This is a genomic window from Streptomyces ochraceiscleroticus, assembly GCF_000720485.1.
Taxonomy (GTDB): Bacteria; Actinomycetota; Actinomycetes; order Streptomycetales; family Streptomycetaceae; genus Streptomyces; species Streptomyces ochraceiscleroticus.
Genome location: NZ_JOAX01000032.1, coordinates 22,976 through 46,723, shown reverse-complemented (window position 1 = coordinate 46,723; position 23,748 = coordinate 22,976). Strand labels below are relative to the sequence as shown.

At 71.1% G+C, this 23,748-nt stretch carries 19 protein-coding genes; 10 read left to right on the top strand and 9 right to left on the bottom strand.

What is annotated here, in order from left to right; all coding sequences use genetic code 11:
* Positions 1–10 precede the first annotated feature (10 nt).
* Positions 11–976: a ScbA/BarX family gamma-butyrolactone biosynthesis protein gene (locus IG84_RS0131665; RefSeq protein ID WP_037801070.1), complete on the bottom strand. Its 966-nt coding sequence runs from the start codon at positions 974–976 to the stop codon at positions 11–13.
* Positions 977–1,221: 245 nt separating this feature from the next.
* Positions 1,222–1,818: a ScbR family autoregulator-binding transcription factor gene (locus IG84_RS0131660; RefSeq protein ID WP_245659669.1), complete on the bottom strand. Its 597-nt coding sequence runs from the start codon at positions 1,816–1,818 to the stop codon at positions 1,222–1,224.
* Positions 1,819–2,076: 258 nt separating this feature from the next.
* On the opposite strand from IG84_RS0131660, the gene IG84_RS0131655 reads away from it, so the two are divergent.
* Positions 2,077–3,096, top strand: a complete 1,020-nt coding sequence (locus IG84_RS0131655) for an MDR family NADP-dependent oxidoreductase (RefSeq protein ID WP_031064787.1) — start codon at positions 2,077–2,079, stop codon at positions 3,094–3,096.
* Positions 3,097–3,311: 215 nt separating this feature from the next.
* On the opposite strand, the gene IG84_RS0131650 is transcribed toward IG84_RS0131655, so the two are convergent.
* Positions 3,312–4,031 (bottom strand): TetR/AcrR family transcriptional regulator, encoded by a 720-nt coding sequence (locus tag IG84_RS0131650; protein WP_063761882.1) that lies wholly within the window; start codon positions 4,029–4,031, stop codon positions 3,312–3,314.
* Between the two features lie 572 nt (positions 4,032–4,603).
* Here IG84_RS0131650 and IG84_RS0131645 point away from each other — a divergent pair.
* The gene (locus tag IG84_RS0131645; RefSeq protein ID WP_078649626.1) at positions 4,604–5,368 is read left to right on the top strand and encodes an HAD family hydrolase; all 765 of its coding nucleotides are present in this window, start codon (positions 4,604–4,606) and stop codon (positions 5,366–5,368) included.
* A 154-nt stretch (positions 5,369–5,522) separates the two neighbouring features.
* On the opposite strand, the gene IG84_RS0131640 is transcribed toward IG84_RS0131645, so the two are convergent.
* Positions 5,523–6,383, bottom strand: coding sequence for a PaaX family transcriptional regulator (locus IG84_RS0131640; RefSeq protein WP_031064778.1), 861 nt, complete (start codon positions 6,381–6,383; stop codon positions 5,523–5,525).
* Positions 6,384–6,387: 4 nt separating this feature from the next.
* Complete coding sequence (locus tag IG84_RS0131635; protein WP_031064775.1) at positions 6,388–8,007, bottom strand: AMP-binding protein; 1,620 nt, start codon at positions 8,005–8,007, stop codon at positions 6,388–6,390.
* Between the two features lie 187 nt (positions 8,008–8,194).
* Between IG84_RS0131635 and IG84_RS0131630 the strand changes: the two genes are divergently transcribed.
* On the top strand, positions 8,195–9,325 hold the full coding sequence (locus IG84_RS0131630) for an acyl-CoA dehydrogenase family protein (protein ID WP_031064773.1): 1,131 nt from the start codon (positions 8,195–8,197) through the stop codon (positions 9,323–9,325).
* Here the strand turns inward: IG84_RS0131630 and IG84_RS0131625 are convergent.
* Positions 9,300–9,653, bottom strand: coding sequence for a hypothetical protein (locus tag IG84_RS0131625; RefSeq protein ID WP_031064771.1), 354 nt, complete (start codon positions 9,651–9,653; stop codon positions 9,300–9,302). The genes IG84_RS0131630 and IG84_RS0131625 overlap by 26 nt on opposite strands.
* 314 nt (positions 9,654–9,967) lie before the next feature.
* Positions 9,968–11,497: a helix-turn-helix domain-containing protein gene (locus IG84_RS0131615; protein ID WP_031064769.1), complete on the bottom strand. Its 1,530-nt coding sequence runs from the start codon at positions 11,495–11,497 to the stop codon at positions 9,968–9,970.
* Between the two features lie 124 nt (positions 11,498–11,621).
* Between IG84_RS0131615 and IG84_RS0131610 the strand changes: the two genes are divergently transcribed.
* Both IG84_RS0131610 and IG84_RS0131605 read left to right on the top strand, forming a co-directional pair.
* The gene (locus IG84_RS0131610; protein ID WP_157848986.1) at positions 11,622–12,788 is read left to right on the top strand and encodes a DUF1648 domain-containing protein; all 1,167 of its coding nucleotides are present in this window, start codon (positions 11,622–11,624) and stop codon (positions 12,786–12,788) included.
* Positions 12,788–13,159, top strand: a complete 372-nt coding sequence (locus IG84_RS0131605) for a GntR family transcriptional regulator (protein ID WP_031064765.1) — start codon at positions 12,788–12,790, stop codon at positions 13,157–13,159. Before IG84_RS0131610 ends, IG84_RS0131605 begins: the two co-directional genes overlap by 1 nt.
* A 20-nt stretch (positions 13,160–13,179) precedes the next feature.
* Here the strand turns inward: IG84_RS0131605 and IG84_RS0131600 are convergent, their stop codons facing one another.
* A complete protein-coding gene (locus IG84_RS0131600; protein ID WP_031064762.1) occupies positions 13,180–13,635 on the bottom strand; it encodes a carboxymuconolactone decarboxylase family protein in 456 nt (151 codons plus the stop codon).
* Between the two features lie 121 nt (positions 13,636–13,756).
* Between IG84_RS0131600 and IG84_RS0131595 the strand changes: the two genes are divergently transcribed.
* The 4 genes from IG84_RS0131595 to IG84_RS0131580 all read left to right on the top strand — a co-directional run bounded on the left by IG84_RS0131595 (position 13,757) and on the right by IG84_RS0131580 (position 18,363).
* The gene (locus IG84_RS0131595; protein WP_078649624.1) at positions 13,757–14,368 is read left to right on the top strand and encodes a TetR/AcrR family transcriptional regulator; all 612 of its coding nucleotides are present in this window, start codon (positions 13,757–13,759) and stop codon (positions 14,366–14,368) included.
* On the top strand, positions 14,368–14,958 hold the full coding sequence (locus tag IG84_RS0131590; protein ID WP_031064758.1) for a DUF4865 family protein: 591 nt from the start codon (positions 14,368–14,370) through the stop codon (positions 14,956–14,958). The genes IG84_RS0131595 and IG84_RS0131590 overlap by 1 nt, the downstream gene beginning before the upstream one ends.
* Positions 14,959–15,184: 226 nt before the next feature.
* Entirely contained in the window at positions 15,185–17,899 is a 2,715-nt protein-coding gene (gene acnA / locus IG84_RS0131585) for an aconitate hydratase AcnA (protein ID WP_031064756.1), read from the top strand.
* Between the two features lie 254 nt (positions 17,900–18,153).
* A complete protein-coding gene (locus tag IG84_RS0131580; RefSeq protein WP_031064752.1) occupies positions 18,154–18,363 on the top strand; it encodes a hypothetical protein in 210 nt (69 codons plus the stop codon).
* Positions 18,364–18,438: 75 nt separating this feature from the next.
* Here IG84_RS0131580 and IG84_RS0131575 read toward each other — a convergent pair whose 3' ends face one another.
* The gene (locus IG84_RS0131575; protein ID WP_078649622.1) at positions 18,439–21,843 is read right to left on the bottom strand and encodes a GH92 family glycosyl hydrolase; all 3,405 of its coding nucleotides are present in this window, start codon (positions 21,841–21,843) and stop codon (positions 18,439–18,441) included.
* Between the two features lie 407 nt (positions 21,844–22,250).
* Here IG84_RS0131575 and ngcE point away from each other — a divergent pair, with 407 nt between their 5' ends.
* Entirely contained in the window at positions 22,251–23,693 is a 1,443-nt protein-coding gene (ngcE, locus tag IG84_RS0131570; RefSeq protein ID WP_031064746.1) for an N-acetylglucosamine/diacetylchitobiose ABC transporter substrate-binding protein, read from the top strand.
* Positions 23,694–23,748: the final 55 nt, after the last annotated feature.

Sequence of the window (23,748 nt, the reverse complement as noted above, 5' to 3'; positions counted from 1 at the left end):
GGCCTGCCGTTCAGCCGATGGGGGCGCAGGTCACGGTGGCGGTGAAAACGGAGTCACCGTGGTGTTCGGCCCGCACCGCCACGCGAGGCAGGCCGGCCGCGTCCGGGGTCAGCGCCCTGGCACGTATCCAGCAGGGCACGTCCAGCTCGGCATAACGGACGAAGGAACAGTCCATTGCCACGGCTGTCGAGTGGCCGTGCCCGACGGTGGCGTACGCGGCCTGCCGCGCGGCCTCGACCAGCAGCATTCCCGGCACGTGGTCCACGGGGTGGTCGAAGAGCACCGGGTGCGTGGTGTCGGTCCGCAGCTGCCAGCGGCCGGCCTCACCGGTGGGGGAGAGCACCACGTCGGCCGTGCGGTCCCGGCCGACCAGCGCCGGGGAGACGGGCGCGGCCGGCGGGATCACGCGCGCGAGCGTGTGGTCGAGATCGGCGTACGAGCCGCGCAATCTCCGGTAGACGGCGGGGGCGTGGCAGGTGAAGGTGCACTCGACGCGTCCCAGGTGCCGGCCGTCCCGGATGGCGTCGAACGTCTGCCGCATGCCGGACAGCCGGCTGCCTCTCCGCACGATGTCGTGGTCGTTCACGTGTACTTCGACATCGGCGGGGGTGGCGGCGACCTCGAGGGCCTCGGGGTCGACGATGTACTGCATGCTTCCCCAGATCACCGGGTGGCCCAGTGGTATGCCGTGCCCGACGTGGTTCAGCAGGAGTCCGGCCTGCCGTACGGTCTCCACCAGCATCACCGGGTCGTGCATCCCGTGCGCGGGGCCGTAGAAGCTGTGGGCGCGCGGCCATTGGGCGTCGACGGTCCAGGCGCCGGGGCCTCTGCCGCGCCAGCCCGTGAGGAACACCTCGGTGACCGAGCTGCGATGGACGTACTCCCGCGGAACCGTGGTGGTAAGTGCTGCGGAGTACCCCGAAGGCGCGCCGGGTCTGCGGGGGGCGGAGTGCGGCACGGTCAGAACGACGGTCATGCGGATTCCCTCCCTGGGCGGGCGCGGGTTTGCGCCCGTACTCAGCGCCTGCGGCCCCAAGATACAAACCGTCTGGTTTGTTTTCTAGTGCTCCAGAGTGAATCTTTGGGCAGAAGTGTTACGTGTGACGGCGTAGAGATAAGGCCAGGGCTGTTTGCGGCCGTGCTGCATGAAGCGACGGGTGGCCCGGAACGACAGAAGACGGCGGCCAAGTGGCCGCCGTCGGAGGAGGGTCGTGGGTCGGTTCAGGCGGCGTGGCGTTCCCACCGGCCGCTGGGAGTCAGGTGGCTCAGGGCCCCCGGCGGGGCCAGGCCCGGGAGGATGTGCCGCCACAGCGAGGTGACGCGTTCATGCAGGTCGGCGCGGTTCGTGGTGGCCTGGGAGAAGAGCTGCACGCCCATGTACGAGGACACGACGAATTCCGCGGCCTTCGCCGGGTTCACCGCCGACAGCAACTCCCCGCGCTCGCGCGCCTCGGTGAACATCCGGGTCACGATCTCGATCCAGTCCTGGTACGGCACCAGCGGCTCGCGGCTGAAAGTGGTTTCCACCGCGATCCGGGTGCCGGCCTGAAGTACCGGGTCGTCCCGCAGCGCCTGCGCCACCTGATGGCTGAAGTCGATGACATCCTGCAACCGGGAGTCGCTGGGCGGCGGGACGAGCATCTCGGTCTGTTCCGCGATGACCGCGCGGGCCAGGGCGTCCTTGGACGGGAAGTGGAAGTACAGCGCGCCCTTGGTGACCTGGGCCCGGTGGATGATCTCCGCGATGGTGGCCGCTTCGTAGCCGCGCTCGCCGATGACCTGGGCCGCCGCCACGAGGACGGCCTGTCGAGTGCGCACTGCCCGTTCCTGCTTGGCCACCGGCGGTCCTCCGCGTTTTTCGTTCTGGGGCGCGTCCGCCTCCGGCGGATCTGGCCGAATTCTATTGACGCCGCAAACAATAATCCAACCAGACGGTATTGATCTGTGGTGGAGATTTGGGAAAGCTTCGTTCCGGTCGTACCGGTCATGAACGGTCGGCCCCTGAGTCCGGACGCGGCGCGTGCGTACGGGCCCTGCAACCGTCCGGCAGCCCTCTATCCCCAGGAGCCTCCCCCCATGGCCGCGCCCGTCCACCCCGCCACTCACCGCGAGATCCGCCTCGCCGCCCGCGCCGACGGCGCCCTGACACCGGATCACTTCACGGTGGCCGACACCCCGCTGCCGGTACCAGCCCCGGGCACGGTCCTGGTACGCAACCGGATCATGGCCGTGACCGCCGTGATGCGCACGATGATGACCGGGGCCGAACTGCCCATGCCCTCCTTCGTGCCGGGCCGGGCGCTGTGGGGCGCGGCGATCGGCGAGGTCGTCGAGGCGCCCGGCGGCGGCTTCGCGCCCGGCGACCTCGTCCGGCACGACCTGGGCTGGCGGGAGTACGCCCTGGTGGACGCGGCACGGGCGCACCGCATCGCCCCCGAGGCGCTGCCCGACCCGGCGGCGCACCTCTCGCAGGGCGCGACCGCCTGGGGCGCCCTGGTGCGCATCGCGCAGGTGCGGCCCGGCGACACGGTGTTCATCACCGGCGCGGCAGGCGGCGTCGGCAGCCTCGCGGGCCAGCTCGCCCGGCGCCTGGGGGCGCGCCGGGTCATCGGCTCCACCGGCTCCGAGAGCAAGGCCGAGTACCTGGTGAAGGAGCTGGGCTACGACGAGGTGGTGCTCCGCGGCGCCGGGCCGGTCGGCCCGCAGCTGCGCAAGGCGGCGCCCAACGGTATCGACGTCCTGCTGGACACGGTGGGCGGCGAGCAGCTCGCGGCGGCGCTCGAATCGGCCCGTACCGGCGCCCGGTTCGCGCTCGTGGGCGCGCTGTCGGCGCAGCTCGGGACGGGGGACGGGATCACGGCGCCGGTCGAGCTGGACGCCGGTCTGGTGGTCTCCCGGCGGGTCACGCTGCGCGGCTTCTCGGTACGCGATCACGCGGACCTCGCGCAGGAGTGGACCGAGGAGTTCGGGCGCGGGCTGCGCGACGGCACGCTGATCTTCGCGCACAGTCGGCTGCGCGGCCTGGACCAGGCCCCGGAGGCGCTGCGCGAACTCGTCCAGGGTGACCACACCGGGGCGGTGCTGGTCGAGCTGTGAACTCCGTGCGGCCCGCCGGGGGGCGGGCCGGGCGGCAGCCGTGGGGCCCGCCCTGACGGGTCCCTACGGCACAACGGGCGCTGCGGCCACCGGACCACCGGTGACCGCCGCGCCCGTACGACGACCGCTGCGGGCGGGTGCCCGGGCCGTCGGGTGCCCGGGCCGTCGGGTGACCGGTCCGTCGGGTGCGTACGACGGTCAAGTGCGTACGACGCTCAGCGCGGCGGCGTGCGGCGCGGCGCGAAGGCGGCCGGGTCGCGGCCCGCGGCGCCGCGCAGGGCGGGCTGGGGGACGGCGGCGCGCGGCCCGCCGGGCGGCCCGGCCCGCAGCGGGCGCCCCGCACCGGCACCGGCGGGCACCGTCCGGGGCGCGGGCACGAGCTGCCGCCACATGTCCGTCACGGCCTCCCGGCTCCACCACGTACGGTCCGCGTGGCCGAGCTCCAGCAGCCCGACCACCATCGTGGTCAGCGCCCGGGCGAGCCGCTGCGGGTCGGTGTCCGGGGGCAGCCGGCCCGCGGAGCGGTCGGCGGCGGCCTTCTCCAGGAACAACGTGCACCACCGACGGTGCAGCAGGGTGCCGGTGGGCGCGGGGTCGCTCTCCGGGCGGATCTGCAGCCCGGCGCGGACGACGACGTCCCGGTCCACCCGGTCCAGCAGGGCGGCGGCGAAGTCGCGGGACGCGCTCAGTACCGGGTCGGGCGCGCGCAGCAGTTGCTCCTCCAGCTCGCGCAGCGCGCCGAGCGCCTCGTCCCGTACGGCGAGGGTCAGCTCTTCCTTGGACTCGAAGTGGAAGTAGAGCGCGCCTTTGCTCAGTCTCGCGCGCCGGCTGATGTCGACCATGCCGGAGGCGGAGACGCCCTTGTCGATGAAGCTCTGGGCGGCCGAGCGGATGAGCGCCTGGCGGCTCTGGATCGCGCGGTGCTGCGTGGGCACTGTGTCCGTCCTGTCTCTCGTCCGGCTCGCGGGCTCGTGGAGCCGATCCGGCTCGCGGGCTCGGTGAGCCGAGGGCTCGGTGACGCGGGAGCCCAATGGCTCGATGGCTCACCTGGTTCTTGGTTCACGTGGTTCGATGCGGCGAAGGGTAGCGAGAAAAACCAACCATGCGGTTTCAATATCGTACGACCCGTCGGCGCCGGGCGCGGTAACCGGCCGATCCCTCGAAGCCGAGGTGGCCGAAGTGCGACCCCCATGATCGCCGCGCTGTGACGGTCGAAGCGCCGCTCGTCCCGGGTGTCACAGGCGTTGCAGTCGTGTACGCGTTGTGTGTGAGGTGTGGCTCAGCGCATTGACAAACAGCGCAGGCGGTTTTTAAATCTGCAAAGGCGAGCAACGAAACGCGTTGCCCTCCATGAAAGCCGTTATGACGCTTCCCCGCCAGGCCCCCGCGGTGTTGCGCACCGACGGAATCGCTTCACTCTTCACACATGCATCGGTTTAAGTTCCTCATCGCCGGTGGGAGTCCTGGACTCCGCCCGGCCCGTCAACGCATCGGAAGGTATCGAGCAATGCGCGATTCAGCGGACGTCGGCGAAGGCATCGGGGGGTCGCCGCGGGGCGGCGGTGCGGTCCCGATCCGGGCTGTCGTATTCGACCTGGACGGCACCCTCGCCGACACGCTGCCCGCCATTGGCCGGCTGCTCTCGAAGGTGGTCGCGGAGCAGGGGCGCCGGGTGACGCCCCGGCAGGCCGCGGCCGCGGTCGGCAAGCCGGCCCCTGCCGCCTTCGGGCAGCTGCTCGGCCGCCCCGAGACGGACGAGGCGGTGCTCACCGCGATGGGTCGCTACCGCGAACTCTTCGCCCATGAAGTGCTCCGCGAGGGCCCGCGCCTGCTGTTCCCCGGCGTCTCCGCCGGCCTGTCCGCGCTCCGCGCGCACGGCATCGAACTGGCCGTGGCCACCTCCAAGGTCGCGCGCAGCGCCGAGGCGCTGCTGGACGTGATGGGCATCCGCGACCTGGTCGGCCCGGTGATCTGCCACGACATGGTGCGGCGCGGCAAGCCGCACCCGGAGATGGCGCTGCGCGCCGTCTCGCAGCTCGGCGTCTCGCCGCGCGAGAGCGCGTACGTCGGTGACACCGTCGGCGACATGCGCATGGCCGTCACCGCCCACATGGCCCCGATCGCCGTCACCTACGGCGTGGGCCGCTTCGGGGAGCTGGCCGCGGTGGCCGGCACCCGGATGTGCAGCTCCTTCCGTGACGTGGTCGCCGCGGTGGCCGCCTCCCGCCCCCGCCCGGTCGAGATGGCCGCCGGGTACCACCGGATGCGCTGAGGCGCTCCGCTGTCCGTCACCACGGGGCCGTACCCCCGTCCGCCCCGTAGGACGCCCGCTCCGCACGACGTGCCTCGCGCGCGAACGCGCCGCCACACCGACGGCCGTTCCCCGCCCGTGCGCACGCCGGACCCCCCATGCGGAGGCCCGTCCCTCACCGGGGACCCAGCGCGCCCCGTTCACTCAGCACGCCGTGCGCGAACTCCGCGCCCGCCGCGTGCAGCCGGCGGTGCAGCCGGCCGAAGACCGCCGCCGCGCGGCCTCCGGGCCAGTCGTCGGGCAACAGCGCGGCGGGCAGGCCCGGATCGGCGTACGGCAGGCGCCGCCAGGCGTCCAGGGCCAGCAGATAGTCGTGGTACGCCGTCTCCGGCACCGTCCCGCGGCGGTGCGTCCAGCGCCGCAGCACCGGCTCGTGCGCGTCGAGGAACGCCCGGTGCCGCCCGGCGATCGCGGGCAGGTCCCACCAGCGCGCCACCGCCTCCACCGTCGGCGCGAACCCGGCGTGCGCGCCGGTGAAGAGGTCGACGTACGGATCGAGCTGGAGGCGCCGCAGTACGTGCCGGGTCTCCTCGTAGAGATGGCCCGGGGCGATCCATACGCCCGGAGCCGCGGTACCGAAGCCGAGCCGGGCCAGCCGGGAGCGCAGCAGGTGCCGCTTGTGCCGCTCCTCCTCGGGGACCGAGAACACCGCCAGCACCCAGCCGTCGCTCGCGCGCGCCGCGGGCCGCCCGTAGATCCGCCGGTCGCCGTCGGCCAGCAGCTCGCGCGCGTCCTCCGACAGCGCGTACCCGGCGGCGCCCGCCGGCGTGCGCGCGGGCACCAGCAGCTCGCGGCGCTTGAGCCGGGAGACCGCCGAGCGCACCGACGGCGGGTCCACGCCCACCACGCCCAGCAGCGTGATCAGCGCGGCCACCGGCACCGGCCCCAGCGGTTGCCCCTTCGCGTCGCGTCCGTACGCGCCGTAGAAGGTGACGATCAGGGACCGTGGGGTGCGCTGCGGCTGGGGGTCACTCACGCCGTCACTCTAAAGGGGCACCCTGCAGAGGTGCCCGCAGCCGGAAGCGCTGGAGTTTGCCGGTCGGCGTCCGGGGAAGCGCGTCGTGGAAGACGATCTCGCGCGGGCACTTGTACGGCGCGATCTCGGCCTTGGTGAACTCCCGCAGCGCGGCGACGGTTTCCTCCGAACGGGGGAGGTCCGGGCCGAGCACCACATGGGCGACCACGACCTGTCCGCGTTCCGCGTCGAAGCGGCCCACCACGGCCGCCTCGGTCACCGCCGGGTGCCGCAGCAGCGCCTCCTCGACCTCGGGCCCGGCGATGTTGTACCCGGCCGAGATGATCATGTCGTCGGCGCGTGCGACATAGCGGAAGTAGCCGTCCGGCTCGCGCACATAGGTGTCGCCGGTGAGGTTCCAGCCGTCCCGTACGTACTCGAGCTGGCGCGGGTCGGCGAGGTAGCGGCAGCCGGTCGGGCCGCGCACGGCCAGCAGCCCCGGCTCGCCGTCCGGCACCGGCCGGCCCGCCGCGTCCACCACCCGCGCCTCGTACCCGGGCACCGGCACTCCGGTGGCCCCGGGACGGGCGGCCTCGTCGGCGGCCGAGAGGAAGATGTGCAGCAGCTCCGTCGCGCCGATGCCGTTGATGAGCCGCAGGCCGGTCGCGGCGTGCCAGGCGTGCCAGGTGGCCGCCGGGAGGTTCTCGCCCGCCGAGACGCAGCGGCGCAGCGACGTGACGTCGTACCCGGCCAGTTCGGGCAGCATCGCGCGGTAGGCGGTGGGCGCGGTGAACAGGACGGAGACGCGGTGGGCCGCGATGTCCCGCAGCAGAGCGCGCGAGCCGCCCCCTTCGGTGAGCAGCGCGCTGGCCCCGGCCCGCAGCGGGAAGATCACCAGGCCGCCGAGGCCGAAGGTGAAGCCCAGCGGCGGACTGCCCGCGAAGACGTCGTCCGGCACGGGGCGCAGCACGTGTGCCGAGAAGGTGTCGGCGATGGCGAGCACGTCCCGGTGGAAGTGCATGCAGCCCTTGGGGCGCCCGGTGGTGCCGGAGGTGAACGCGATCAGCGCGACATCGTCGGCGGAGGTGTCCACCGCCGTGTACTCGGCGGGCTTGCCCGCGGCCCGGCGCAGCAGGTCGTCGGGTGCCTCGCCGCCGTAGGTGATGACCGCCGGACCGGGGAGCGGGGCCTTGGACAGATCGTCCACCGACCGTACGTCGCACAGCGCGTGGCGGATACGCGCGAGGTCGCAGATGGTGGCCAGCTCGTGGGCGCGCTGCGCGGCCGGTACGGTCACCGCCACCGCGCCCGCCTTCATGACCGCCAGCCAGCACGCGGCGAGAGCGGGGGAGTTCGGCCCGCGCAGCAGTACGCGCGTGCCGGGCCGCACGCCGAGGTCGTCGCTCAGTACGTGCGCGACGCGGTTGACACGTTCGCGCAGCTCTTCGTACGTCCAGACCGTTCCGCCGCCGTCGCGCAGGGCGGGCCGCTCCGCGCCGAACCGGTGCAGTGAGCCGTCCAGCAGCTCGATACCGCAGTTGAGGCGGGCGGGATACCCCAGATCGCTGAGATGCGGCCACTGCTGGGGTGGTGGGAGATGGTCGTGGGCGAAGGTGTCGGCGTGGGCCGATGGCTGTAGGTCCATGACGCATGCGCCCCCTCGTGACGCTCAGCCGTGGTGTCCGAGGGCCGCCGGGGACTGCCGTACGGACGGTTCGCCAGCGTAACGTGTTCGTGACGGCAGTCAACAGACCGCGATAAAGCAGACCGTGATGGAACAGACGCGACCGAGCAGACCGCGATAAAGCAGACCGCGACAAGGGAGCCGCCCTGTGACCGCATTCGCGCTGGACGCCGGCGACGAGACCTGGTGTGCCGAACTCCGGGCCCTGACCGCCGCGCAGCTGCGCCCGCTCGCCGAGAAGGGCGAGCCGGGCCGGGTCAACCGCCCGCTGGTGGCCGCGCTCGGCGAACTGGGGCTGCTGCGCCGGCTGTTCCCCGAGGGCGGCACCGTCCGCGCCCTGGACCTGTGCCTGCTGCGGGAGTCGCTGGCCCAGGAGTGCACGGAGGCGGAGACCGCGCTCGCGCTCCAGGGGCTCGGTGCCTATCCTGTACTGCAGTCCGGTACCGAGGAGCAGCGGGCGCGCTGGCTGCCGGAGGTCACCGCCGGGCGCGCGGTCGCCGCCTTCGCGCTCAGCGAGCCCGGCGCGGGCTCCGACGCGGCGGCGCTCACCCTGGCCGCCGAGCCGGACGGCCCAAGCGGCAGCGGCTGGCGGCTCACCGGCGAGAAGTGCTGGATCTCCAACGCGCCCGAGGCCGACTTCGCCACCGTCTTCGCACGCACCGGCGAGGCCCCGGGCGCCCGCGGCGTCACCGCCTTCCTCGTCCCCGCCGACCGGCCGGGGCTGAGCGGCGAGCACCTCGAGATGCTCAGCCCGCACCCCATCGGCACCCTCGTCTTCGACGGCGTCCCCGTCACCCGCGCCGACGTCCTGGGCGAGCCCGGCCGCGGCTTCGGTGTCGCGATGCGCACCCTGAATCTCTTCCGGCCCAGCGTCGGCGCCTTCGCCGTCGGCATGGCCCAGGCGGCGCTGGACGCGGCCCTGGAACACGCCGCCACCCGCACCGCCTTCGGAGGACCGCTGAAGGACCTGCAGTCCGTCTCCCACCGCCTCGCCGACCTCGCCACCCGGATCGAGGCGGCCCGGCTGCTGGTGTACGCGGCGGCCGCGGCCTACGACGCGGGCGCGCCCGGCATCGCCAAGCGCGCCGCCATGGCCAAGCTGCTCGCCACCGAGACCGCCCAGGAGGCCGTCGACGCCGCCGTACAGATCCACGGCGCCCGAGCCCTGCGCCGCGGCCACCTGCTGGAACACCTCTACCGGGAGGTGCGCGCGCCGCGCATCTACGAGGGCGCGACGGAGGTGCAGCGCACGATCATCGCGCGGGAGCTGTACCGCTGACGGGCGCCCCGCCGTCGGACACCCCGCCACCGGCCCCGCCGTCCTCCAGTCCCGCGTCCGCCGCCGCCACCGCGGCCCGCTCGGCTGTCAGATCCAGCGACCGGCAGGCCATCAAGTACACCCCGGCCGAGACCGGCAGACCGATCAGCATCGTGAGGTCCGCGCCGCCCACCCACGCGGCGCCCGGCCCCCGGAGGTCGCCGATCTCCGCGAACGGCAGCATCGACAGGAACCCGACCCCGTACGCGAGCAGCCCGCGCCCGCTCCACCGCCCGTACATCCCGCGCGGGTTGAAGATCTCCCGGATCGAGTAGTGGCCGCGCCGCACCACGTAGAAGTCGACCAGGTTGCGCCCCGCGCATGACGGTCTCCGTGATGCGCGAACTCCTGGTCGACTTCGTACGCCGGGAGCTGGTGGCCGGGATCCCGGCCGTACGGTAGAGTTGATCTTGAGCTTGCCGCCGGGACGACCGGTGACGGGCCAGGCGTTGGTGGTCCAAGGAAAGACGCCCCGCTTCCTGCGGGGAGATGCAGGTGCAAGGCCTGCCCAGCGCTCACCACGAACCCCGGTCTCCGCACGGAGACCGGGGTTCTTCTGTTGCCCTGACGGGGGACGACGCCCCCCCCGCCAGGGACCTGTCGTCAGATGTCCCGGAAGATTTCGATCTGGGCGCCCAGGGTGTTGAGGCGCTCGGCGAGGTCTTCGTAGCCGCGATTGATGACGTAGACGTTGCGGAGTACGGACGTGCCCTCGGCGGCCATCATCGCCAGGAGGACGACGACGGCGGGGCGCAGGGCCGGCGGGCACATCATTTCCGCCGAGCGCCAGCGGGTCGGGCCGTCGACCAGGACGCGGTGCGGGTCGAGCAGCTTGACCCCCGCGCCGAGGCGGTTGAGGTCCGTCAGGTAGATCGCGCGGTTGTCGTACACCCAGTCGTGGATCAGGGTCTGGCCCTGGGCGCTGGCCGCGATGGCCGCGAAGAACGGCACGTTGTCGATGTTCAGGCCGGGGAACGGCATCGGGTGGATCTTGTCGAGCGGGGCGCTCAGTTTGGACGGGCGCACGGTGAGGTCGATCAGGCGGGTACGGCCGTTGTCGGCGGTGTACTCGGCGCTGCGGGTGTGGTCGAGGCCCATCTCCTCCAGGACCGCGAGCTCGATCTCCAGGAATTCGACCGGGACGCGACGGATCGTCAGCTCGGACTCGGTGACGACCGCGGCGGCCAGCAGGCTCATCGCCTCGACCGGGTCCTCCGACGGCGCGTAGTCCACATCCCGCTCGATGTGCGTGACGCCGTGCACGGTGAGGGTGGTGGTGCCGATGCCCTCGACCCGCACGCCGAGCTGCTCCAGGAAGAAGCACAGGTCCTGAACCATGTAGTTGGAGGAGGCGTTGCGGATGACGGTGACGCCGTCGTGCCGGGCGGCGGCGAGCAGCGCGTTCTCCGTCACGGTGTCGCCGCGCTCGGTCAGCACGATCGCGCGCTTGGGTGCCACGGCCCGGTCGACATGCGCGTGGTACGTGCCCTCGGTGGCGGTGACTTCGAGGCCGAAGTGGCGCAGCGCGGTCATGTGCGGGGTGACCGTACGGGTACCGAGGTCGCAGCCGCCCGCGTACGGGATCTTGAAGTGGTCCATGCGGTGCAGCAGCGGACCGAGGAACATGATGACGCTGCGGGTGCGGCGGGCCGCCTCGGTGTCCATCGAGTCGAGGTCCAGCTCGGCGGGCGGGACGACCTCCAGGTCGTTCCCGTCGTTGATCCAGCGCGTGCGGACGCCGATCGAGCCCAGCACTTCGAGGATGCGGTAGACCTCCTCGATCCGGGCGACGCGGCGCAGCGTGGTGCGGCCGGCGTTCAGCAGCGTGGCGCAGAGCAGGGCCACGCAGGCGTTCTTGCTCGTCTTGACGTCAATGCTGCCGGAGAGGCGGCGGCCGCCGACGACGCGGAGATGCATGGGACCCGCGTACCCCAGGGAGACGATTTCACTGTCCAGCGCCTCGCCGATCCGGGCGATCATCTCAAGGCTGATGTTCTGATTACCGCGTTCGATGCGGTTGACCGCGCTCTGGCTTGTGCCGAGCGCCTCCGCGAGCTGCGTCTGTGTCCAGCCTCGGTGCTGCCGGGCGTCACGGATGAGCTTGCCGATGCGTACGAGGTAGTCGTCTGCCATGAGGAGAACGGTATCTCAGATATGAGATCGATGTTCAACTGTCGATTGTTCTACTACTATGCGAACAATAGGCCGTACGGCGGCAGCGCCACGGTGGCGGACAGAGGGGAGGCGGCACCCGGACATGGCCGGTCACTGGGGCATTACCGCAGGACATGGCGGCGGCACGGTGGACGCGCGCAAGGGTCCGGGTGTGCGCCGGGTGATCGTCGCGATCGCACCCTTCCCGGTGGCCGCCGCCGTCGTCGCAATGGCGTACGGCACGCTCGCCGGGCGGCTGCCCGGCACGCTGGCCACACACTTCCGCGCCGACGGGCGCGCCGACGGCTTCACGACGGCCGGCGGCTTCCTCGCCGTCGCGCTCGGCACGCTTCTCGCGTTCGGCGCCGTTTTCGGGCTTCTCGTCCTCGCGCCGACGGCTGGACGGCGTACCGGGTCCGCGCGGCGTGCGGGGGACGGGGATCGTACGGACGGCGTACCGGCCATGGCCCGCCTCCGCACGGCCGGTTCCTTCATCGCCGTCGGCTACGGGCTCGCGGGACTGCTGGGGTACGTCTTCGTGCGGACGCTGTACGCCAACGCGGCGGCCGGCGGCGATCACCCCGCCGCCCGGCTCCCGCTCTGGCAGGTCGCCGCGGCCCTCGGCGTCGGCGTGGTGGCCGGCCTGCTCGGGCGGCTGCTGGCGGGGAAGGACACGCCGCTGCCGGACGGCGGGGTGCGCGGCGGCGCGCCCCGGCTGCCCCTCGCCGACTCCGAGGTCGCCGGCTGGTCCCGGACCGTCAGCTCGCCGGTCATGTACGTCCTGGGGTGCGCGCTCCTCCTCGGGGGCCTGATCGCGGGCCCGGCCACTGGATGGAGCGCGGTGCCGGGCCTGCTCTGCGGCGGGCTGCTGGTTCTCGCGCTCGCCGGACTGCGGGTGACCGCCGACCGGCACGGCCTGACGGTGACCCCGCCCCTCCTCCCGTACCCCCGTATGCGCATCCCCCTGGCCCGCATACGGGAGGCCGACAGCCGCAAGGTCGCCCCGCTGCGCGACTTCGGCGGCTGGGGCTACCGGATGCGGCCCGGCCGCAGCGGCTTCGTGCTCCGCTCCGGCGAGGCGCTGTCGCTGCGGCTGGCGAGCGGGAAGGAGTTCGTGGTGACGGTCGGCGACGCGGCGACCGCGGCGGCGCTGCTGAACACCCTGGTCGACCGCTCGGAGGCCGCGGAGGGCGGTACGGAGGGCGGCGCGGACGGCCGTGCGAACGGCGACGCCGACAGCCACGCCGACGGCCCGGAAGGCACCGCCTGATGCTCGTCCGCATCGACCCCGCGTCCTCCGTGCCGCTCGGCGACCAGGTCGCCGCCTCCGTGCGCGGCGCCATCGCCGACGGCTCCGTGGGCGCCGGGGAGCGCCTCCCCGCCGCCCGCGCCCTAGCCGCCTCCCTCGGCGTCAACGTCCACACCGTCCTCCGCGGCTACCAGCGCCTGAAGGAGGAGGGCCTGATCGAACTGCGGCGCGGCCGCGGCGCGGTGGTCACCGGCGCCGCGTCCCCCGCCCGCGCCCGCCTCACCGACGCCGCAGCCGGCCTGATCGAGCAGGCTCGCGCCCTCGGCCTCACGGACGAGGAGATCGTCTCCCTGGTCCGTACGGGCCTGGACAGGCCGCTCGGTACGGGCTGACCGCCCATCAGGTCGACCCCCTACCAGGTCGGCCCCGCCACCTGCCGGGTCGTCACATTGATCCGGTTGAAGAGGTTGGTCAGGCCGACCATGAGGATGATCGACGCGAGCTGCTTCTCGTCGAAGTGCTCGGCGGCCGCGTTCCAGATCTCGTCCGGCACCGGGTCCGGCTGGTCTGCGAGCCGGGTGGCGGCCTCGGAGAGGGCCAGCGCGGCGCGTTCGGCCTCGGTGAAGAACGGCGCGTCGCGCCAGGCCGCCACCGCGAAGAGCCGCTCGTCGGTCTCGCCCGCCTTCTTCGCGTTGAGCGCGCCGCCCACCACGCAGTAACCGCAGCCGTTGATCTGGCTCGCCCGCAGGTGCACCAGCTCCAGCGTCGTCTGCGGTACACCGCCCGACCCGGCCGCCTTCAGGAGCTGCTGCACGGCCGCCGTGGCCTCGGGAAAGATGGTCGCGGGGTTCTGCATCCGTGCCTGCATGATCGCTCTCCTCGTGATCGGTTTTCCGTGCTTCACCCCTACGACGGGAGCGGGCCGCGAGATGTGACATGCCGACCGAGGAGTCCGCGGAAGATTTCCCGCACTCTCTGTACCTACCAGTATGTATGCTGCCCTCATGAGCACTGCGAACGGCCCGTCGGCCGGCACCTCGGAACGCCTCATCGAAAGCACCCGCGAACTGCTGTGGGAGCGCGGCTACGTCGGTACGAGCCCCAAGGCGATCCTGCAGCGCGCCAACGCCGGCCAGGGCAGCATGTACCACCACTTCACCGGCAAGCCGGACCTCGCGCTGGCCGCCATCCGGCGCACCGCCGAGGAGATGCGGGCCGAGGTGGCGCGGCTGCTCGACGGGCCCGGCACCGCGCCGGACCGGGTCGGCGCCTACCTGCGCCGCGAGCGCGACGTCCTCAAGGGCTGCCCGGTCGGCCGGCTCACCCAGGACCCGGACGTGATGGCCGACCCGGTGCTGCGCGCGCCGGTCGACGAGACCTTCGACTGGCTGCGCGGCCGGATCGCGGAGGTACTGGCCGAGGGTCAGGAGCGCGGCGAGCTGGACGCGGCGCTGGACCCGGCCGCCACGGCCGCGACCGTGGTCGCGGTGGTCCAGGGCGGCTACGTCCTCGCCCGCGCCGCCGGCACACCGGACGCCTTCGACCAGGCCGTCACGGGCGCGCTCACGCTGCTCACCGCGCACGCCACCCGGAGCCGCTGATGTACGCGGCGCAGTACGAGATCACCCTGCCCGCCGCTTACGACATGGGCATCATCCGCAAGCGGGTGGCCGACCACGGGCACCTGCTCGACGACCGCGCTGGGCTGGACCTGAAGGCGTACCTGATCCGCGAGCGCGGCGCCGACGGCTCGCCGGTCAACCAGTACGCGCCCTTCTACCTCTGGCAGGACGTCGGCGCGATGAGCCACTTCCTCCTCGGCGGAGGCGGCTTCCAGGGGATCATCCGCGACTTCGGCCGCCCGGCCGTGCGGCACTGGACCGGCGTGGCCACCCTGGCGGGCCCCGCCCGCGAGACACCCCCGCGCGCCGCCTCCCGCCGCCTGACCGCCCTCCCTCCCGACCCCGACCCGGACGGCACGGGCCTGGGTCTCTCCCGCCTCATCGAGCGCGAAACCGAAGCCCTGCGCACCCTGGCCCGCCGCCCCGACGTCCACACGGCAGCCCTCGCCGTCGACCCGTACCACTGGCACCTGATGCGCTTCGTCCTCTGGACGGACACCGTCCCCGCCGACGAGGACGCGACCGAACGCTACGAGGTCCTTCACTTGTCGACCCCGCTCGCCGCCTAGTCCCTCCGGATGAAGCGGACGATGACGGGCATGCGGGCAGGGCGGAGCATGACCGCGCGGCGGCGATGTATTAGAGTTATCTCGACATCGAGATATCTGCCGAGAGGCGTACCGCTGCCGCGCTAGTAAGGCTCCCCTAACTAAGTCTTACCTTAGCTGATCGGCTGGGGCCGGTGACGGCAGGATCGTGGTGGTACGCGCGAATTCATGCATGAAGGAGACTGTCGTGTCGGCGAACAGCTTCGACGCCCGCAGCACCCTGCAGGTGGGCGACGAGTCGTACGAGATCTTCCGGCTGGACAAGGTGGAGGGCTCCGCCCGCCTGCCGTACAGCCTGAAGGTGCTGCTGGAGAACCTGCTCCGCACCGAGGACGGCGCGAACATCACCGCCGACCACATCCGGGCGCTGGGCAACTGGGACTCGCAGGCCCAGCCCAACGAGGAGATCCAGTTCACGCCGGCCCGCGTGATCATGCAGGACTTCACGGGCGTGCCCTGCGTCGTGGACCTCGCCACCATGCGTGAGGCCGTCAAGGAGCTCGGCGGCGACCCGGCGAAGATCAACCCGCTGGCCCCGGCCGAGCTGGTCATCGACCACTCCGTCATCGCCGACAAGTTCGGCACCAACGACGCGTTCGCGCAGAACGTCGAGCTGGAGTACGGCCGCAACAAGGAGCGCTACCAGTTCCTGCGCTGGGGCCAGACCGCCTTCGACGAGTTCAAGGTCGTCCCGCCCGGCACCGGCATCGTCCACCAGGTGAACATCGAGCACCTGGCCCGTACGGTCATGGTCCGCAACGGCCAGGCGTACCCCGACACCCTCGTCGGCACCGACTCGCACACCACGATGGTCAACGGCCTGGGCGTCCTGGGCTGGGGCGTCGGCGGCATCGAGGCCGAGGCCGCGATGCTCGGCCAGCCGGTCTCCATGCTGATCCCGCGCGTGGTCGGCTTCAAGCTGACCGGCGAGCTGAAGCCGGGCACCACCGCCACCGACCTGGTGCTGACCATCACCGAGATGCTGCGCAAGCACGGTGTCGTCGGCAAGTTCGTGGAGTTCTACGGTGAGGGCGTCGCCGCCACCTCGCTCGCGAACCGCGCCACCATCGGCAACATGTCGCCGGAGTTCGGCTCCACCGCCGCGATCTTCCCGATCGACGACGAGACGCTGAACTACCTCAAGCTCACCGGCCGCAGCGAGCAGCAGGTCGCGCTGGTCGAGGCGTACGCCAAGGAGCAGGGCCTCTGGCTGGACCCGGCCGCCGAGCCGGACTTCTCCGAGAAGCTGGAGCTGGACCTCTCGACGGTCGTCCCGTCGATCGCCGGCCCGAAGCGCCCGCAGGACCGCATCGTCCTCGCCGAGGCCGCGAAGCAGTTCGCCACCGACGTGCGCAACTACGTCGGCGACGACGAGGAGGCCGGCAAGGAGTCCTTCCCGGCCTCCGACGCCCCGGCCCGCGACCACAACGGCGCGCCGACCAAGCCGACCCAGGTCGTCGCCGCCGACGGCTCGGTCTTCGAGATCGACCACGGCGCCGTCACCGTCGCCGCGATCACCTCCTGCACCAACACCTCGAACCCCTACGTCATGGTCGCCGCGGCGCTCGTGGCCAAGAAGGCGGTCGAGAAGGGCCTGACCCGCAAGCCGTGGGTCAAGACCACCCTCGCCCCGGGCTCGAAGGTCGTCACCGACTACTTCGACAAGGCCGGCCTGACCCCGTACCTGGACAAGCTGGGCTTCAACCTGGTCGGTTACGGCTGCACCACCTGCATCGGCAACTCCGGTCCGCTGGACGAGGAGATCTCGAAGGCGATCAACGAGGCTGACCTCGCCGTCACCTCGGTGCTCTCCGGCAACCGCAACTTCGAGGGCCGGATCAACCCCGACGTCAAGATGAACTACCTGGCGTCCCCGCCGCTGGTCGTCGCGTACGCCATCGCCGGCTCCATGAAGGTGAACATCACCGAGGAGGCCATCGGCAACGACACCGAGGGCAACCCGGTCTACCTCAAGGACATCTGGCCCACCGAGGCCGAGGTCAACGACGTCGTGGCCAACGCCATCGGCGAGGACATGTTCAACAAGTCCTACCAGGACGTCTTCGCGGGTGACGCCCAGTGGCAGGCGCTGTCGATCCCGACCGGCAACACCTTCGAGTGGGACGCCGAGTCCACCTACGTCCGCAAGCCCCCGTACTTCGAGGGCATGACGATGGAGACCACCCCGGTCGAGGACATCGCGGGCGCCCGCGTCCTGGCCAAGCTGGGCGACTCGGTCACCACCGACCACATCTCCCCGGCCGGTGCGATCAAGGCCGACACCCCGGCCGGCAAGTACCTCACCGAGCACGGCGTCGAGCGTCGCGACTTCAACTCCTACGGCTCCCGCCGTGGTAACCACGAGGTCATGATCCGCGGCACGTTCGCCAACATCCGCCTGCGCAACCAGATCGCGCCGGGCACCGAGGGCGGCTTCACCCGCGACTTCACCCAGGCCGACGGCCCGGTGTCGTTCATCTACGACGCCTCGCAGAACTACCAGGCCGCCGGCATCCCGCTGGTCATCCTGGCGGGCAAGGAGTACGGCTCCGGCTCCTCCCGCGACTGGGCCGCCAAGGGCACCGCGCTGCTCGGCGTCAAGGCCGTCATCGCCGAGTCCTACGAGCGCATCCACCGCTCGAACCTGATCGGCATGGGCGTCCTGCCCCTGCAGTTCCCCGAGGGCGCCACCGCGCAGTCCCTGGGCCTGACCGGCGAGGAGACCTTCTCCATCACCGGCATCACCGCCCTGAACGACGGCGGCATCCCGGAGACCGTGAAGGTCAAGGCCGGCGACGTCGAGTTCGACGCCAAGGTCCGCATCGACACCCCCGGCGAGGCCGACTACTACCGCAACGGCGGCATCATGCAGTACGTGCTGCGCTCGCTCATTCGTAAGTAAGCACAGCCGGAAGTAAGCGGCCCGATCCGCGAGTGAGCGGAGACCGGCAGCGGCAGGAAGGGCCGCACCCCTCGGGGTGCGGCCCTTCCGCGTGTCCGGCGTGTACCACGGAAGGGCCCGGTGGGGCGGGTATGCGGGGCCGCTCGGGGTGATCATGAGGCCGGGGGAGTGGTGTCGGGGCGTACCGGGTGAGAAGGCGGCGGGACGCGGTACGTCTTGCGTCGTCCTTATTTTCCTGCTGACAGGAGACTCACATGCGCAGGTTCATCGGCCGGTCCGTCGTGGCCGCAATGCTCGCGACGGCGGTCGTCCTCCCGGTCTCGGGCGTGGCCCAGGCCGCCCCGAAGGCGTCGTCGGTCGTGACGGCCGACTGCAAGTGCAAGAAGAAGAGCGACCGCCGGGACGACCACCACGGCTGGTGGGGCCACGGCCTGCTCAGCAGCCTGCTCGACGCTCTCCTCTGAGCCGTCCGGCAGCCGCACAGGGCCGCACCGTCCGTTCGCGGGCGGCGCGGCCCCGGCCTGTGGCGCACGGTGCGGTCAGGAGATCAGTTCGATCTCGGCGAGGGTGGCCCGGCCGGCCGGGACCAGCCGGTAGTGCCGGTACGTGCCCGGCCGCTCGACCGAGAAGGCCCGGGTCTGCTTGTCCCACGCGAAGGACTCCGCGGAGCGGCGGTCGACGGTCGTCCACTGGCGGCCGTCCTGAGAGCCCTCCAGGGTCCAGCCGGCCGGCGCGTTCTCCTTGGCCGAGGAGGTCAGCGTGTACGACGTGACGCGGGCCGCCTTCGTGAGGCCGGCGGCCGCCGTCCCGAAGGACGCCGAGGTGTCCGAGGTGTTGTCGAAGAGCGCCGAGCCGTCCGGCGCGGTCACGTCACCGGCCGGGGACGGGACCCTGTCGTCCTGGGTGATCGAGGTGGGCGCCGCGTGCGCGCCGGTGCCCCAGCGGGAGGGCTCCGGGCCCATGGTGAAGTCCAGGGTGCCGCCGCGGGCGAGTACGGAGTGCGGGAGCGCCGTGGAGGTCCAGGGCTTGCCGTTGACCCGCAGGCCCTGCACATAGACGTTCCGGGCGCTGTTCTCCGGGGCGTTGATGACCAGGTCGCGGCCGTTCTCCAGGTGGACGGTGGCCTTCGTGAAGAGCGGCGAGCCGATCGCGTACTCGGGCTGTCCCATCACCAGCGGGTAGAAGCCGAGGGCGCTGAAGACGTACCAGGCGGACATCTCGCCGTTGTCCTCGTCGCCCGGGTAGCCCTGGCCGATCTCGCTGCCGAGGTAGAGCCGGGAGAGCACCTCGCGGACCTTCTCCTGGGTCTTCCACGGCTGTCCGGCCGCGTCGTAGGCGTACGCGATGTGGTGGGACGGCTGGTTGCTGTGGCCGTACATACCCATCCGGGTGTCGCGGGCCTCGGTCATCTCGTGGATCACGTTGCCGTAGCTGCCCGCGAACTCCTTGGTACCGGTCTCGGGCGTGGCGAAGTACGTGTCGAGCTTCTTCGCCAGGCCCGCGCGGCCGCCGTAGAGGTTGGCGAGGCCCTTCAGGTCCTGCGGCGCGGTGAAGGCGAAGGACCAGCCGTTGGTCTCGGTGTAGTCGTGGCCCCAGACGCGCGGGTCGTACGTGTCCGGCGTGAGCCGCCAGTTGCCCTGCTCGTCCTTGCCCTGGAAGAAGCCGACCCTGTCGTCGAAGAGCTTGACGTAGTCCTGCGCCCGGTTCAGAAAGTACGCCGACTCCTCCTTGTAGCGCTTCTCGTGGGTCTTCTTGTAGAGCGCCTGGCCCATCCGGGCGATGCCGAAGTCGTTGAGGTAGCCCTCCAGGGCCCAGGACATGCCCTCGCGGGTCTTGGTGGAGGTGTACCCGAGGAACGGCGAGGTGTTCATGCCCTTGCGGCCGACGCCGGGGCTGGGCGGCGCGACGGTGGCGTTCTTCAGCGCCGCCTCGTACGCCGCCTTCGCGTCGAAGCGCACACCCTTGGCGTACGCGTCGGCGAACGCCACGTCGGAGCTGGTGCCGGTCATCAGGTCGGCGTAGCCGGGCGAGGACCAGCGGGAGATCCAGCCGCCGTCCTTGTACTGCTGGACGAAGCCGTCGGCCAGCTCGCCGGCCAGCTTCGGGGTGAGGAAGGAGTACGCGGGCCAGGTGGTCCGGTAGGTGTCCCAGAAGCCGTTGTTGACGTGGACCTGGCCGTCGACGATCTTCGAGCCGGTGTGGGTGGGGGTGTCCGGGCCGGTCGCGGGGGAGAAGGGGCTGGCGTAGCGGACCTTGCCGTCCACCTTCTCCGAGCCGGAGTTGGGGTAGAGGTAGAGCCGGTACAGGCTGGAGTAGAGCGTCGTGAGCTGGTCGCGGCTCGCGCCCTCGACCTCGATGCGGCCGAGGATGTCGTCCCAGGCTGAACGGGCCCCGTCCCGTACGGACGCGAAGGACGCGCTCTCCGGGACCTCCTGACGGAGGTTCTCCTTGGCCTGGTCGACGCTGATCAGGGACGTGGCGATGCGCATCGTGACCGTGCGGTCGGCGCCGGGCTCGAAGCGGAGATAGCCGGTGACGTCGGGGCCGCCGCCTCCGGAGAGCTTGCCGCCGGCGGTGACCGGCGCGTCGAACGCGGCATACACGAAGAGGCGCGTGGCTCCCGTGGACAGCCCGCTCTTGACGTCGGAGAAGCCCGTGACCACGCCGTTCTCGGTGTCGAGCGTCAGACCGCCCTTGTTGTTGACGTTGTCGAAGATCAGGCTCGCGTTTTCACCCGGAAAGGTGAACTTCATCATCGCGGCGTGGTCGGTGGGCGCGATCTCGGTCTTCAGCCCGTTGTCGAAGGTGACGCCGTAATAGTGCGGCTTCGCCGTCTCGCGGGAGTGGTGGAAGGGGAGCGCGCGGGCGGTGCGGGAGGCGTTGGGGGTGCCGGCGGCCGCGGACGGCATCACCTGGAAGGTCTGCCGGTCGCCCATCCAGGGGCTGGGTTCGTGGCTGGCGGCGAACGCCTGGAGGGTGGGGAGGTTGTCGGCGTTGTTCTTGCGCGCGTATTCGTAAAGCCAGTCCTGGGAGCCGGCGTTGGTGACCGGGGTCCAGAAGTTGAAGCCGTTGGGGACGGCGGTCGCGGGGAAGGTGTTGCCGCGCGAGAAGCTGCCGCTGGAGTTCGTGCCGCGGGTGGTCGAGGCGTAGTCGGAGAGGTGCGCGAGGCGCTTCTCGGGCGCCTTGGGCGCGAGCGTCAGATCGTCGAGCCAGCCGCGGAAGGTGCCGGTGCCCCGGGGCGTGTCGTACGCGATAAGGATGCGGTCGACCGTCTTTCCGGCGGCCACCGCTCCGATACTCGACTCGCGGTGGTTCCACTGATTGACGTAGAGCGTCCTGGCGGCGCCCTGGCCCTGCGGCGTCAGCGGAGCGCCGTACTGATCGGCCGGCTTCAGGTCGCTGAGATAACTCCCGTCGGTGAAGGCGAGATCGACGGAGACCTGGGTGGCGCGGTAGTCACGGGCCGATCCGGCCATTTCCGGGAAGAGCTTGTAGGAGAGGGCGGTGTCGCGATCGACCTGGACGTCGACGTCGAAGACCTTGTTGTACGCATAGCCGTGGCCGTCGGCGGTGTGGCTGCCGCCGTAGCGCAGTGCGTGCGTACCCGTGAAGCCCGCGTTCTGCTTCGCCGTGGGGGAGTCGGTGGGACCGGTGTCGACGTGGCTGGTCATGCCGGGTGCCGTGCCGCTCTCCGGACGGACGCCGGCGGCCTTGGGGGCGCCGTCGGGGCCCGTTTCGGCGGTGTCCCGCCAGTCCGGTGCCGGCTCGCCGGACTCGAACGAGGAGCTGAATTCCTGGGCTGTGCCCGGTGGTGCGTGTGGTGCGGAGGGCGCGGCCACGGCCGCGCCGTGTGCCGTCACGATCAGGAGGGCTGCGGCCGTCAGGGCGACAGGCCGGTTGATCCCACGCAGGTGTCTGAGCCGCACGCGAGCTTCTCCACTCATCTGACATCGCTCAACTGACATCGTTGTCATTCCGGCATTGCAGAGATAACCAACAACCGTGCGGCCTTTGGTGTCAAGGGAGCCGGGAGAGGTGGCGGGAATGGACCCCGACCGATCCGCGCATGTCGGCGTGCATGTCGGAGAGGTCTCAACTCGGGAAAGACTGGCGGCAAAAGCTGCATTTGATCTTGCCCCGCTCGCGTGAAGTGGACTATACCTGTCGGCGTCCGAATGGCTGTGCGCTTCGAGCCGTCCGGATCCGGGGGACCAGCGGGGAATCACACGTTTCCCTGCGTATCTCTAGCGCGCCCGGTGCACATCCCGTACAACTCAGCTTCATCTGACCCGCGGTGCCGGGGTGGCTCCGGTACACCGCCTGAGTCCTGGAAGAAGGCGAGGACTTGAGCATGGGATCCACCTCAGAAACCAGCCGTCGCGATCTGATCAAGCGGTCCGTGGCGCTCGGAGTGTTCGCCGTCCCGACGATGAGCGTGCTCGCCTCGTGCGCGAGCGGTGGTGACAGCGGCGGCGGTGACAAGGTCGACAAGGGCACCAAGTCCGCGAAGAACCCGCTCGCCGTCAATGAGAGCGCGGCTTTGGACGTGGTCATCTTCGACGGCGGCTTCGGCGACAAATACGCCAAGGACGCCGAGGCGCAGTACGCGGTCGCCCATCCCAAGACCAAGGGAAAGATCAAGCACGCCTCCACGCAGAAGATCCAGTCCACGCTGCAGCCCCGCTTCAACGGCGGCAATCCGCCCGACCTGGTCGACAACTCCGGTGCGGAACAGATGGATTTCAGCACCCTGGTCGGCAAGGACCAGCTCACGGACCTCACGCCGCTGCTCGACGCCCCCTCGATCGACGACCCGAGCAAGAAGGTGCGCGACACGCTGCGCCCCGGCGTCGTGGAAATGGGCCAGTTCGGCGGCTCGGAGATCTGGACCCTGTACTACGCCTACACGGTCTACGGCGTCTGGTATTCCAAGACCAACCTCAAGAAGCTGGACGCGGAGTACCCGGAGAACTGGGACGACATGCTCGCGCTCTGCGCGAAGGCGAAGAAGAAGGGCATCGCCGGCTGGACGTACCCGGGCAAGTACCCGTACTACGTGCCGTTCAGCCTGTACCCCTTCATCGCGAAGATCGGCGGCGCCGAGGTGCTCCGCCGGATCGACAACCTGGAGCCGGGCGCGTGGAAGGACCCGGCGGTGCGCGCCGCGTTCGAGGCGTACTACGAGCTGTACAAGAAGGGGTACATCCTCAAGGGCAGCCCCGGCCTTGACCACCTGCAGTCGCAGAAGGCATGGGCCGAGGGCAAGGCGCTGTTCATCCCCAATGGCTCCTGGGTGGAGAACGAGTCCGGCAAGCAGATCGAGGCGGCCGGCAACTTCGACCTCGCCGTGGGCGCTCCGTCCAGCCTGAACTCCTCCGACAAGATGCCGTTCGGCACCCTCTGGGCCTCCGGCGGCGAGCCGTTCATCGTGCCCAAGCAGGCGAAGAACGCCGAGGGCGGCATGGAGCTGCTGCGCATCATGCTCAGCGAGAAGTCCTCCAAGAACTTCACGAAGCAGGTCTCCTCGCTCACCTCGCTCAACGGCGGTACCGAGGGACTTTCCCTGCCGCCGGGCCTGGCGTCCGCGCAGCAGGCCCTGGCGAAGGCCGGCAAGAACGTCCTCAACCCCCGGCTGCAGGACTGGTACGTGGCCCTGCAGAAGGAGAAGATCGGCGTCGGCTGCATCGGCGAGATGATGGCCGGCCGGCTGACCCCGGCCGAGGCCATCAACAAGATCCAGAAGTACGCGGACGAGACCCGCAAGGACTCCAGCGTGAAGAAGTACAAGCGCTGACCGACGAATTCGCTGTGTCACCAGCGGCAGCCGCCGCAGGACAAGAACGGGATCG

Bases quoted from the DNA above. Each gene is read 5' to 3' on its own strand.
- IG84_RS0131595 (WP_078649624.1), top strand. From the start codon at position 13,757: ATGTATGCTGCCCTCATGAGCACTGCGAACGGCCCGTCGGCCGGCACC.
- IG84_RS0131655 (WP_031064787.1), top strand. From the start codon at position 2,077: ATGGCCGCGCCCGTCCACCCCGCCACTCACCGCGAGATCCGCCTCGCC.
- IG84_RS0131590 (WP_031064758.1), top strand. From the start codon at position 14,368: ATGTACGCGGCGCAGTACGAGATCACCCTGCCCGCCGCTTACGACATG.
- IG84_RS0131645 (WP_078649626.1), top strand. From the start codon at position 4,604: ATGCGCGATTCAGCGGACGTCGGCGAAGGCATCGGGGGGTCGCCGCGG.
- ngcE (WP_031064746.1), top strand. From the start codon at position 22,251: ATGGGATCCACCTCAGAAACCAGCCGTCGCGATCTGATCAAGCGGTCC.
- IG84_RS0131575 (WP_078649622.1), bottom strand. From the start codon at position 21,843: ATGAGTGGAGAAGCTCGCGTGCGGCTCAGACACCTGCGTGGGATCAAC.
- IG84_RS0131635 (WP_031064775.1), bottom strand. From the start codon at position 8,007: ATGGACCTACAGCCATCGGCCCACGCCGACACCTTCGCCCACGACCAT.
- IG84_RS0131580 (WP_031064752.1), top strand. From the start codon at position 18,154: ATGCGCAGGTTCATCGGCCGGTCCGTCGTGGCCGCAATGCTCGCGACG.
- IG84_RS0131615 (WP_031064769.1), bottom strand. From the start codon at position 11,497: ATGGCAGACGACTACCTCGTACGCATCGGCAAGCTCATCCGTGACGCC.
- IG84_RS0131605 (WP_031064765.1), top strand. From the start codon at position 12,788: ATGCTCGTCCGCATCGACCCCGCGTCCTCCGTGCCGCTCGGCGACCAG.
- IG84_RS0131610 (WP_157848986.1), top strand. From the start codon at position 11,622: ATGGCCGGTCACTGGGGCATTACCGCAGGACATGGCGGCGGCACGGTG.
- IG84_RS0131665 (WP_037801070.1), bottom strand. From the start codon at position 976: ATGACCGTCGTTCTGACCGTGCCGCACTCCGCCCCCCGCAGACCCGGC.
- IG84_RS0131600 (WP_031064762.1), bottom strand. From the start codon at position 13,635: ATGCAGGCACGGATGCAGAACCCCGCGACCATCTTTCCCGAGGCCACG.